The following is a 13610-nucleotide window of genomic DNA, read 5'->3' as shown; positions in this document are numbered from 1 at the left end:
AAGGTGACTCTAGAGTTATAAGGGATTGAAAATCATAAAGTATAAATAAAATATGAGGTTAATATGAATGTCAGCATAACTACTTACAGTTATTTTTTTGCTATCGGATCGCTGTTCGATTAATCTAAAAAACAATTTTAGTGAGGTCATTCGATGATTTCATGGTTTTTTATTGGATTAGTTGCGACGATTTTATTGACGCCTGGTCCGACCAATACCTTACTTGCATCTTCTGGTATCCAAGTGGGGCTACGTAAGTCTTTATTGTTGATCCCAGCAGAGGCGATCGGTTATATCATTGCGATTAGTGTGTGGGGGATGTTGATTGGTAAAGTCTCCGCAACCTTGCCGTTATTGCCCGTTTTTCTCAAGTTGCTGAGTGCAGGCTATATTTTATTTCTCGCTTTTAAATTGTGGCGTACGGCAGATCAAGAAGTGATATTAAATCAACCGACGATTAGACCGAGAGAATTACTTTGTGCCACCTTACTCAACCCTAAAGCATTGTTATTTGCTTCTGCGATTTTCCCAGCTACTGCGTGGAAGAGCCAAGACATTTATTTTGCACATATGAGCACTTTTGTTGCTCTGATTCTTCCAATTGCGTTATTTTGGATCGCTGTAGGTGCTGTTTTGGCAACCAACAAAGTAACATGGTTATCTCAATCTAAATTACAGCGTATGACTTCAGTTGTGCTGGTCAGTTTTGCGATTCCGATCAGTTATTCAGCACTCAACAATTTATAAGATTTCAACGTTTCTCACTTGGTTGGTTATATCGATTGGGGTGTTGTTTTCATTAATGTCATTTTACGTTAAAGTAGCTGCCAATCATCAACTTCGTTTTTGGATATAAAGACATGGCAATAAAATCTGATCGTTGGATTCGTGAAATGAGCGAAAAACACGGCATGATTGAACCTTATGCAGAAAATCAAGTCCGTTTCGATGAAAATGGAGAGAAGTTGATTTCTTATGGGGTCTCAAGCTATGGCTATGATGTCCGTTGTGCGCGTGAGTTTAAAGTCTTTACCAATGTGCATTCTGTCATTGTTGATCCAAAGAATTTCGATGAGAAAAGCTTTATTGATATCGAATCTGATGTTTGTATTATTCCACCCAATTCATTTGCACTTGCGCGTACCATCGAGTATTTCCGTATCCCGCGTAATGTACTGACCGTGTGTTTAGGAAAATCGACCTACGCGCGTTGCGGTATCATCGTAAACGTAACCCCTTTAGAACCTGAGTGGGAAGGTCACGTTACACTTGAGTTTTCAAACACCACAAACTTGCCTGCACGTATTTATGCGGGTGAAGGTGTGGCTCAGATGTTGTTCTTTGAAAGTGATGAAGTCTGTGAAACTTCATATAAAGATCGTGGTGGTAAATACCAAGGTCAAACTGGTGTGACATTGCCGAAGACTTAAGTTTCTTTGGTAAGTTCAACATTATAAAATTTTAACCATTGATCATTCGGTCAATGGTTAAAATACTTAGAAAATAATAATGGTCGTTTATATCATTTCAATAAATTCTTTTTATATACTAAATCTTTCATCATTATTATAAGAGTATAGGGAAAGAATTTTGGCAACTTAATCTTAAAGTATTGTTAAGATAAATTAAATTTTTCTGACTTGTCGTGATTTTTTTAAGGTTAGGTATATAGCTATAACAAGCTTTGCTTTTTATCATCCTACTTTTTTGATTTTAAAAAATGATGTAATGGTCATTTGTCAGAAAGTGTATAAAAATAAATCAAAAAAACAAAAGATATGCTAAAAAATGAAGTGCAATAATTTTTGAATAAACATTAAAAATAAATGGGGAATAATCATGAATAAAGTATATCAAGTTGTGTGGAATAGTAAGCATTTTTGCTGGCAAGCTGTGAGTGAGATTGCAAAGGGAGGCATTATTTTAAAAAAATCATCAGATAAGGTGGTTTCCAGATTATCAACAGGTTTTATGGTGAAGTTGACAGGATTGTTTGTCGTTAATTTACTAAGTGCAAGTATTACTCTTGCAGGACCAACAGGCGGCGTTGTAACTTCAGGAACTGCAACAATTGGTACATCTGGGACAATAACAACGATTAATCAATCTACTGCAAAGGCGGCGATCGATTGGAGTAGCTTTTCTACCAATAGCAATGAAACTGTTAACTTTGTTCAACCCAATGCAAATTCTATTACCTTAAACCGCGTAATTGGCTCAGGTGCATCTGTATTAAATGGTCAACTTAATGCGAATGGACAGGTATTTATTATCAATCCGAATGGTGTTTTATTTGGAAGTACATCTCAAGTAAATACCAGTGGTTTAGTTGCATCGACTTTAAATCTGAGCAATAGTGATTTTAATAACAATGTATTTAATTTTAATAATGTGAATAACAATAAAACAGTCGAGAATCGAGGGAAAATCACTGTGCCAACAGGTGGAACAGTTGCATTAATCGCACCTAGTGTAAAGCAGACTGGTGCGATTAAAGCACCTCAAGGAAATGTGTTGTTAGCCGCTGGTGGAGATATCACTTTAAATCTAAATAATGGCAGTTTGCTTGGATACACCATTAACCAAGGTAAAGCACAAGCTTTAGTTAACTCAGGTGGATTGATTCAAGCTGATGGCGGAAAAGTTATTTTGACGGCTAAAGGCATTGATGAGTTAAGCAATGCGGTTGTAAATAGCATTGGTGTGATTCAGGCACAAACTGTAAATAATGTGAACGGTGTAATTGAGTTAAGTAGTGATTTAAACAGCGGTGCTGTGAATGTAGGTGGTGTACTTGATGCCTCAGCACCCAATGGCGGAGATGGTGGCCAGATTAAAACCTTTGGATCGAGTGTCAACATCAATGCAGGTACAACCATAACAACACAGCAGAACATGACCAATGACCTACCACCAGCGACAAGTGGCTGGGAGTTACAGGCTAAAAATATTGATATTGATTTCTTCGGTGGAACTGTAAACAGTAGCACATTAAGCAATGCTTTAAATAAAGGTAATGTCACTTTAAATGCTATTGGTACAGGAGAGCAGCAAGGCAATATTAATCTCAATGATGAAACAAGTTGGACTGCGAATACGGCGCTTACGCTTACAGCATCTAAAGATATCAACTTTAATAGTGATCTAGATTTAAGTGGAGATAAAGCCAAGCTGGCGATGAACTACGGTGTGGGTTCCGATTACAACTTAAATCATGGTGCAAAAATTAATATTGGTGGCTCTTCACCAACCCTGATGATTAATGGTGCATCTTACATTGTCATTAACGATCTAGGTGTTGAGGGTGATACAAGTGGCAATACGTTACAAGGTATGCAAAATAACTTAACTGCAAATTATGCGTTGGGCAGTAATATTGATGCCTCTGCCACTGTGAACTGGAATAATGGCGAGGGCTTTGATGCGATCGGGCAGTTTCTAGTTAAGATTGATGGTGGTCTGCAGTTACCTGAAGGCGGTATTCCCCCAGAAATAGAGTTACCATTCTTTCAAGGGAACTTCCATGGACTCGGTCATATTGTTGATGGGCTAACCATTAAAAAACCACGACCTGAATGGGGACCGATTAATGATCAGGTTGCAGCTCCTCAAGGATTATTTAGTATTACCTATGGTAGTGAGTTAAGGGATGTTGGCCTCACAAATGTAACGATTAATGCACACGCATCTATAGGTGCTTTAACTGGACTGCATTTAGGAGGAACTATTAAAAAAGCATATAGTACTGGGCAAGTTGAAGGAATGTTTTCTGTAGGTGGTTTAGTTGGGGTTGCAGGTGGGCAGTATATTGATCCTGGTCTAGATAAAATTAGCCAGAGTTATTCTGAGGCGAATGTTAAAGGGATTTTCGGAGTTGGTGGTTTGGTAGGCGGAAGTACACTCCCGATTTATGACAGCTATGCTACGGGGGATATTTCTTTAGCAGATATTTCGATGCCTCTAGAGTTAGAGCTAAATCTTGACCCTAATGGTACAGGTGGCCTTGGGGCTGGGGGCTTAGCGGGAAGTGCTCAAGGTATCTATAATAGTTATGCGACTGGCAATATTCTAACTGGCGCTTATGTAAATGGAAATTGGTATCCAGAATTAGGTTTTTTTGGTGCTGGTGGCTTGGTGGGGGCAGTAGGAGCTCAAGAAAATAGCCTTCATTATATTGATCGCAGCTATGCTACTGGGAGTGTTGCAGGTATATCTGGCTTGGGGGGATTGGTTGGAATAACGGTTTTCAGAGGTTTCTATGATTTAGAACCTCGTTTGTATATTAATAATAGCTATGCCACAGGCGATGTAATAGCAATTAATTTGCCGCTTAGTCAGCATGTTGGTGGGCTCGTTGGTGCTCACTCGTCAAATAATATAATTAATGGTAGTTATGCAACTGGTCAGGTTCAAGGTGGGTTAAATGTCGGTGGGTTAGTGGGTAATAACTATGGTGGTATTATTACTAACTCATATTCAACCAGCGTTGTTGAGGGTAGTACATCTGTTGGTGGGTTGATTGGTTATCATAGTGGAGTAGTTGAACATAGTTATTCTAGTGGGGCTGTGACAGGAACGAACAATGTGGGTGGTTTAATTGGAGAGAGTAGTTCAGGGGGCTTAGTGATCAACAGTTATTGGAACATCGATACCTCAGGGCAAAGCACAAGTGTAGGTGGCATTGGAAAAACAACTGCTGAGTTACAGAAGATTCTAACTTTTACTGGCTGGGATATTGCAGATGCATCTGATCCGAATTCAACTTCGACATGGGTGATCGATGAAGATAATACAGCGCCTTGGTTGAGATATAACCATTAATTTAAAAAGAAAAATTAGGGAATCAGGCAAGGGGCAAAAGCCTCTTGTCTTATATGGATCTTAAAAAATAAATTTAGAGTAAGAATGAAACTTTATTTAAATCAAGATAATAAATGGTTATATCTAATGCTCTATAAAGGCGTGTCTTATACGTTTATTGGTAGTTTATTTTGTTTTTCTTCATTATTAAAGGCTGAAATCGCTGTACCAGATAGTGGAACGATTACCAAGCAACTCAGTCCTGAGTCATTGAATCCGGTCAGTAAAACTGATCAGCAGTATTTTGAAGCAGATTATGCCCAACAAGAATATAGTCAAGATCAAACACCAATTTGGATAAATAAAGTTCATATTGAAGGCAACAAACAAATTGAGACGGCTATTCTCCATGAGTTGGTTGCAAATTTAGAAAATAAAAATAATGTTTTGGCAGCTTTACAGCAAGCTGTTGCACATATTACTCAATACTATAGAAAAAGAGGCTATTTTCTCGCTACAGCTTATTTACCAAAGCAAAAAATAGAGGATGGTGTGTTGACTATAAGTGTATTGGAAGGACAGCTTGGTAAGGTTGTTTTAAATAATCAATCAACGGTTAAAGATAGTGTCATCCACAGATTTACCCAGCAAATACCTCAGAATCAAGCATTACAGCAAACGTCAAGTAATAAAACGTTATTGTTAATTTCAGATCTTGCTGGTGTTGAATCGCTCAGTGCAAACTTACAAGCAGGTGAAAATCTTGGGCAAACTGATTTGCTCTTGGATGTATATGGGCAAAAAAAGTGGTTAGGTCGAGTAGGTATTGATAATACAGGCAGTACATATACTGGTCGATATCGTGCTACTGGCTATTTAGAAAGTCATAGCTTTATGGGTTATGGGGAAAAAATAACTGCTCAAATACTCACTAGTGATCAAAACTTAATATCTGGTGGTTTAAATGCACAATTTCCAATAATAGGAGATGGTCTATGGATGGGTGGGGGGTATAGTCGAACTGAGTATGAATTGGGTGAGCAATTTAAACTATTGGATGCGAAAGGTACTGCTGAGAACTATAACTTAAATTTTACTTATCCGTTTATACGTAGTCAAAAAACAAATTTAGACTTTAAATTATTGTTTGAGAAAAGAAAGTTATTTGATGAAATTGCGGCTACAGAAACGGAAGTTTCTAAGCAAACCTATGCCAGTCGTATCGCATTGAATTTAAGCCAGATTGATGATCGGGGTATTGGTAGTGCCAAAGGTGGTATGAATCAGCTTGAACTGATGACGACAATTGGCGATCTTGAAATACAAAGCCCATCCGCATTAAATATTGATCATCTATCTGCAAGAACGCATGGTAGTTTTCAGAAGTATGAGTTAACGCTATCGAGACAGCAAAGATTGACATCTTCATCATGGCTTATGGCTGAGCTGTATGGACAAGTGGCTTCGAAAAACTTAGATTCATCTGAAAAGTTTTCATTTAAGCATATGCGAGCCTACCCCTCAGCCGAAGCACTTGGAGATCAAGGCTGGGGAGCTTCAATCAATTTTTATTACCAATTGATGCCATTTCTCAATGCATCACTGTTTAAAGACATTGGTGAGATACAACAAAACAAAAATCCTTATCTAACAGAAAAGAATAGTCGCTATCTAGGTGGTATGGGAGTGGGGCTAGGAGGGAATTATCAAGGATTTGACTATAATACTACGGTAGCCTGGCGAATGACTGATGCAGCTAAAAGTGATACAGATAGACAGCAAAGAGTGCAGTTTATGGTTGGGTGGCGCTTTTAATTTTGTTTTTATTCAGCCAGCAAGATGACGTATTCACTTATCGGAAAAATGTAACATTTGACCACTTTCTTTTGCATTTGTGTAAATATTCGGCATAATAAAAAATGAGAATGCCTAGGCGTAAATAGCCTATAAAGTTTGAGTGTGGCTCGGAAGCTAACTGATCTTGGTAGATTTGGTCACTCAAAATGATGTAAGAAAAATAACGATGATGCGGAGCATCAAGGAAATAGGAAGGTCAAAATGACTAGATTAACTTCTACGGTGGTTTTTAAACGGACTGTTTTAGCAAGTTTGATTGGTTTATGTATCAGTCAGACTGTTTTTGCATTGCAAGAAATCTCCGATGAAGGCCTTAGTCAAACCACAGGTGAGGGGATCGCACTTTTGCCTGAAAACTTTTCTTTTCGTTTTAATGGTGCAGACAGTGCCAATGGTGGTGCGGGAACATATGGCGCAGGTTCTATTCGTCTCATCCCCGTTGGACCATTGAGTGCGAGTGCAACTGCAAAAGGTTATAAAAAAGCAGATGCTTGGCTCTATGGCCTGTCACTTTCACAGTCCAACAAAAATCTAGGTGCCGCCATCAATGGTAGTGATTGGGGAACCTTATATGGGCGCCCAATTGACACATGGGGCACGGCAGATAACCCTTGGTTGTTCAAAACCTTGAGTGATGAAAATGTACCAAATTTTGTTGGAAATATTGAAAATGTCACTTATTTGACTTTAGAGGCACCCTTACGCCATACGACGCTACCTGCTTCAGGCAGTGCGGAATCCTCTGCGTATAATCTAAAGCTCGGCTTATGGACGGATATTTTTCAACGCGATGCGAATGTTGTTGAAAATGGTTTAGATGGATTAAGTAATCGTTTGCGTCTTTCAGCCGTCTGGGATGGGTTCAGTATTAATGGCTCAAATTTAAAAGTTTTCCAAACATTAGACGGTGTTTCACCTGCGATGGGTGGAACTTATGATGCCTTGATGAAAGTGAATGGTGTAGAAACAACAAAAACCTTTAATTATGGTTTAAATACCAATTATAACAAAACCTTTGGTATGGCTGGATTGGTCCGTTTGAATAGCGGCGCAACCGATAGTAAGCGCGGAACGGTAAGTAATCAGACTGTGACGAGAGAAATTGTACAAGTCGATTATAATCCTGCGACAAATGAGTTTTTTGAAAATGGCGTGTTAGCAACAGGTACAACCATCACTGCTACTCAGGCTAATGCATCAAATAATACTAATGGAGTTCGAACCTCCTATGCTCCGCCAACCAATGCAACTGTGTCTGGGAGCTTTCCTAGTGGTGGTATGTGTACGGACCCAGTAAGGAATACTGTCGGAGGGAGTGATCAAGTTGGGCAATGTTATAGTCAAAATGGTTTTACTACTCGACGTTTAAGAGCAAAGGGTACGAATAATTGGACCGCACCAACAGCAACCAGTGTATTTAGGATTGGTACTCAAGAGTTGGTTGGTGGTGCATCAGACAATAGTACACCTGCACTAGGTGGGGTAGTTCCTAACTTCCAACCCAACTCGAATGCAGATGGACTTTTCCTTTATGATGTCAATATAAACTTGGTGTTGGGGAACTTATACCAACCCTTGATGCTCAGTACTGATGGTAATAACTTTTCCATTGAGTTGGCGCGAATCCCAAATGTACAAGAAGTTTATCGTCGTATCTATACGCGTTATGAGCATATTGACCCTGCGGCAAGTGTTGACTCAGGTGTGACCTATTTGGGTTCGACTTGTAATATTTATCAATGCGGTAGCTCGACCATTGCAGGCTATCAAGGCAGTAATGCGACGCATAGTAGTATTACTATCGGTTCAACAGAATATAACCCTGTGACAAATCAATTAACAGCACACAAAGGCATTGGTGCTTATGGGGTGTCGATCGGTGAGTTAAAATCTGGAACTGGATTACAAAGTTCTGTACAAGAAGATTTTACTCAAGTTTGGATGCGTACACGAGGGGCAGGTAGCTGTAGTATTTTTACTGGTTATTGTGGAAGCTGGGGTAATTGGGGTAACTGGAGTGCTGTTGCCCCCAAAGCACCACTTACAGGGCAGCCACATCCATCTTTAAATCGCCCTGATCCATACGAAACCACGTGGCGTCAAAATTTTAATAATCAAATTTTAGGAATCCAAACCACAACACCTGCGAATATTGCAGGACGAATTAATAGTATGCAGCCAACAGGTGCAACGGTCAGCAATAACTTTGGTTCTGCTGTTATAGATGGTTTACTCATTCAACATCTTAAGTTCACAACAACGGGCTTATAAGGATATAAGACGATGAAGTTCAATAAAAAGTATCGTTTTCATCGTATAACGATGAATATCTTAAAAGGATGTGGTCTGGTCCTATTATCAACAACGTTGTCTGCGATGGAAAGTTTAGATGACTCCAGTTTGCAGCAAGTGACGGGGCAAGCGGGTGCAGATTTATCATTAAAGTTCAGTTTAAACCATGATAATAATGCTAATTTTCTATGTGCCGATCTGTTGTATTGCCGTTTAGCATTATCATTGAATAATCGTTACCACGATGGAACTCAAGATACCTATGATGCTCAAGGCAATCGGATTGCTTCAGCAACCGGGCGTAAACAATGGTTAGTAATGAAAGGTATTCAAGGAACTGTCAATATTCAAGAGCTTAAGTTAGATGGTGAAGATGTTATTTATAATGGCACACCACACGCTGCGATCAAGTTAGGCTTCAACCCTGCGAAACCCATTGAGTTTAGAAATGTTGGATTTCAGTCATTATCGATTGAAACGGATACTTGTACCGAAAGTGATGCCAATTGTTCTACAGGCTCAAGCAACTTACCAGGTTATTTGACTCCTGCTACACCTTATGGAGGCAGTGGTTTTGATGCCAATAAAGAACGAGGTTTTATTGGTGTAAATATGAATGGTAATTTGTCATTGACTGGAGATGTCAAAATCTTCTCTTGTGGTGCTGGACATCCACGTTGTTAAAAGAAAAAGGAAAAATGGTTATGAAAAGGATTGCAATGACACAACGCCATTTTGTTTTAACAACATTGGCCAGTAGTATCTTGTGTTTGACACAAACAGTGTATGCATTACAAGAATTACAAGATCGTGATTTACGTATGGTCAATGGTCAAGATGGTATTTCTTTACAAGTCGAATATGACGAGGTCAAAATTGATCAGTTGTACTGGCAAGATCAAGCGGGTACGTCGAATAATGTTGAACAATCTCTGAGAGCTGTTGCCAACGGCGTAAGTGTACGTAAGAACATGGCTTATGATGCAGGTTCAGGCGCTGGAAATTATAATTTAGGCACACATTTTAAAATCAATACAGGATCAAATGGCACTAAAACAGGACTTGATCTGCATATCGAGTCACAGCCATCTACCATCTCAGTCGATAATTTTCAAATTTGTGCGCAAACGCCAAGCGTAAATTGCAATGCAGGCATTGGTAATTTTGCAATTCAAACGGGTTCACCACAAGTGATTGCACTTAGTACCCGAGATGGTTTATTTAATTCAAACTCTCAATCGACTTTGCAGTTGGGTTTACAAAATATAAATCTGTATACAGGTTTAGGAACTGGAACGGCAAACCAATTCAATCAACTTATTCTTAAAAATTTCAATTTTAATTTTTTAGGTAAAGGTGCGATGTATGTCGATGCGACCAAAGGTTTAATATTACAAACTAACTTGGGTACAGTCAATGCCAGTAAACTGAATAGCCCTGATACGACCTATGGTTATGTTGACTTTGCGCGAGTGACTGATCCGAATCAGTTGGGTGCTGAGACAGGAACTTATGCAGGTACTAGTGCGGGTCTAAATATTGAGCTGATGACCAAAAGCAATGCCATGATTGATCCCAATATGCCGAACTATAATTTAGAGGATAGTAAAGGCTTAATTCGTGTCGGGATGAGTGGTCGTATGGTCAATGGCGCCTTGCAACTACGTGGTACCAGTGCCAATGGGGTTGCTGCACCAGTAGATGACAATAATACCAATACCCATACATTAAATAATGTATTGGGCTTCGCCAGTGATGCGAATGTCACCGCGAATGGTGCAGATGGAACAGTCATTGGCTCAAGTGGTCTAGCATTGCGTTTGAGAGGGGAGTTTACTCAGAAAGGCGATGGCATGTTAGCTGGCGATGATAGTAAGGCAACCACCTTAGAAATTGGTGGCGCAGGCAGCAATACTTTCGGTTTTGAATTTGGTGATCTAAGTCCTTTGGTGATTAATTCAAATCAACGCGCTTATTTTGATAGTGGAAATGTGTATGTCAATCTAGCCAATACACGTACTTTGACAATGCCCGAAAATTCAGTATTACGAAATGCACGTTTTGGTGGAACCGATATAGGCACACTGACAACATCGGCTGACTATCTGCAACAAATTCATAACGAAGCGATCAATCCATATAGTTTGGTGGTCGCAGTACGTGGTGCCGATTTCCAAGCGCTATCAAGACGAGGCCGCTTTACTTCGGGTAGTGGTGTTTCAGCCGCAAATAAAATAGAAGCGAATGCAGGGCTGGACAACAAATGGGGGCTAGGACTGCCTTTTTATAACGTTAATGCAAATATAGCGACTTATGCAACGAATTATACTGGTGAAGTATTTAATCTAAATAACAGCACGAATGTGGTCTCACGTTCAAATGTGACCAACTCACAACGTTTAGGTTTAGCGTTAGCATTGAGTACCGAAGGGCGTAATAACGATGGTAGTAAAACCACGTCGATATTAATCGTAGATGGCGATAAAAACTATTATATGGGCTTACGTAATATTGACATGTTACTTCGTGGTTATGGCAGCATGGGCTTCGAAAATGGTAATGTAAATGTCGAGCTCAAAGACTTACTTATGGTGATGGCGGCTGAAATCGCTGCTGGATATTTGCCAACTTATAATAATCCAAATGGTGCTAGCCCAGTGATCTTGAATGCATTTAATACCAAAAATGATGTGTTATTGGGACTAAAACTGAAATTTTTAGGTGATATGAATTTTAGTTTGATACCGAACAATGAAATTACAGCCAACAATGGCAATCGTTTGTCCATCGTTGGACGCTATCGTTTAAAAGATGGCACACTGCAACTGAGTGATCCGATTGATGAAGCGAGTATTGGCTTTGACAAAATGTCTGGTTTAGTCCAGTTCAACAACGCAATCGTGATTAATAAAGACAACGTTGGTTTTAATTTCGGTTTTGATTTTAACCCAGACCGAAATCCGAATGATGTCTTCCGTGTCCAAGATATTAACTTCTACCCAAGAGTGGATGCAGTGAATAACAAAGCACAACGACTTGGTGAAATGGTCATGACAGGTGGACAAATCCGTTCAGAACTTACCTTAAGACCACGTAATTAATTGAGTAGCAGAGGAAGAGAATGATGAAAAAAGGAATTAAAAAATCAATATTGACTTCTTGCCTACTCATGTCAGTGGTTTCAACCCATACATGGGCGAGCAATGATAGTCTCGTGGAAATGACTGATACAGAGTTATCTGCGATACAAGGGCAAGCGCTTTTATCTTTAGGTTTTACTGCCCCGAATACTGCGAATCCATTACAAAACTATGGTTATTATAAGCTCGGACTTGAGGCGAAAATGGAGTTGAATGCCAATATTCGTGCATTACAACTTGGTTGTGGTGGGCGAAATGGTCCAGATGGCTGCGATATTGACATGGAAAACGTATCTCTAAGCGGACCACCTGATGGCAAGTTGGCAGATGGTACCCCGACCTGGTCCAAAGGTCGTGCTAATACCAGTGCGGTACTTACCAATCCCTTTGTTGAGTTTGCGATTAAAAACCCAAATAGTGCCTCCACTCGTGAGATTGCTGGCTTTAGACTAAGCGCTGAAGAAATCCTGGGTTATCTGTCAGCGGGCACGCGTAATGATATTGATGGCAATGGTCTATCTACTGGTGGTGGTATCAATACTTTTAGTGGTTTCATCAAAGTTGGTGAAACCCCTGTAAATGCATTTACACAGGATGCGATGTTTGGAACTACGCCTGATCAGTTAATTTATGCGAAGATTAGGGCAGTTGCAAATGACCGAGTTGCATTTACGAACTCTAATAAGATGACAGTAGGTTCTGGGAGTTATCAAAACCCAGCTGGTGCAAATGGATCTCAAAATCTATATCATTATAATGGCAATCCAATTTGGGGGATTAATGTACCTCGCCAAGATGTCCAGTTTAATTTTCCTGAAACGATTGTCACTGGGAGTCGTATGAAACAACTGAATTTGGTAGTGAAAGATGTCCCGATTCCAACCATTGCCATTGGTGCAGATAGCGGTGGTATTGCGATGACTATAGATAGATCGATTCTAGGATTAGTTGATGAAGCGACTTTTTTTATGGGAGCACAAGGAACTACATCAGCTGGTTGCGCTGCTGTAGTAAATAAAAATAATTGTTCATATATCACTAATCTAAAGGCCAATGTACAAGTAAAGCAAAACTTTAATTTAATTCATAACTTACCAATCAGTAGTGGTGGTTATCTAGCCTTACAAAATACTGCCTTAATGTGGCCAGGTGTAGATCCCAATGATATTGCTCAACCTGGATGGTGGTTATCTTTTAAAGATCCGTTAGATTTTGGAGCTTTGAATCCAACCACAGGGATTCCGATGCATGATGTATTACCTCAAATTGCAACATTTATTACGGATTATTTATCAAATAATCGGATTGATATTGGTTTTGGAGAGGCAATTGGTGCAGTATTTGGTAGCCCTCTTTATAAAGGTATTGGTGATGTGCGTTTAGCCGATGATGCGCGTGCGATTATGGTTTTGGAAAACTTACTTTTAGATGGACATCAACGCCCTGTTGCGAACTGTTTTGGTGGTTTGAAGTTCTGTTAGGTTTTTAGATGTTATAGCTAAGGTGGCACTCAGTCACTTT

At 39.5% G+C, this 13610-nt stretch carries 8 protein-coding genes; all 8 read left to right on the top strand.

Annotated features, from left to right (window positions below):
• The first annotated feature begins 153 nt into the window (after positions 1-153).
• The gene (locus MMO38_RS05805) at positions 154-747 is read left to right on the top strand and encodes a LysE family transporter (RefSeq protein WP_004669898.1); all 594 of its coding nucleotides are present in this window, start codon (positions 154-156) and stop codon (positions 745-747) included.
• Positions 748-860: 113 nt separating this feature from the next.
• The gene (gene dcd / locus MMO38_RS05800; protein WP_004669899.1) at positions 861-1430 is read left to right on the top strand and encodes a dCTP deaminase; all 570 of its coding nucleotides are present in this window, start codon (positions 861-863) and stop codon (positions 1428-1430) included.
• A gap of 409 nt (positions 1431-1839) precedes the next feature.
• Entirely contained in the window at positions 1840-4821 is a 2982-nt protein-coding gene (locus MMO38_RS05795) for a filamentous hemagglutinin N-terminal domain-containing protein (RefSeq protein ID WP_241322891.1), read from the top strand.
• 126 nt (positions 4822-4947) lie between these two features.
• Positions 4948-6615, top strand: a complete 1668-nt coding sequence (locus tag MMO38_RS05790; RefSeq protein WP_347005782.1) for a POTRA domain-containing protein — start codon at positions 4948-4950, stop codon at positions 6613-6615.
• A gap of 243 nt (positions 6616-6858) precedes the next feature.
• Positions 6859-8928, top strand: a complete 2070-nt coding sequence (locus MMO38_RS05785; protein WP_241322889.1) for a hypothetical protein — start codon at positions 6859-6861, stop codon at positions 8926-8928.
• A 12-nt stretch (positions 8929-8940) separates the two neighbouring features.
• Positions 8941-9633, top strand: a complete 693-nt coding sequence (locus tag MMO38_RS05780; protein WP_241322888.1) for a hypothetical protein — start codon at positions 8941-8943, stop codon at positions 9631-9633.
• 20 nt (positions 9634-9653) lie between these two features.
• Positions 9654-12050, top strand: coding sequence for a DUF6160 family protein (locus MMO38_RS05775; RefSeq protein ID WP_241322887.1), 2397 nt, complete (start codon positions 9654-9656; stop codon positions 12048-12050).
• 20 nt (positions 12051-12070) lie between these two features.
• Positions 12071-13570, top strand: coding sequence for a hypothetical protein (locus tag MMO38_RS05770; RefSeq protein ID WP_004669905.1), 1500 nt, complete (start codon positions 12071-12073; stop codon positions 13568-13570).
• Positions 13571-13610: the final 40 nt, after the last annotated feature.

The organism is Acinetobacter sp. NIPH 1852 (assembly GCF_022549455.1).
In the GTDB taxonomy this organism is placed as follows: domain Bacteria; phylum Pseudomonadota; class Gammaproteobacteria; order Pseudomonadales; family Moraxellaceae; genus Acinetobacter.
Note: the sequence above shows the minus strand (reverse complement) of the source record. Positions and strands in the feature narration are given on the sequence as shown.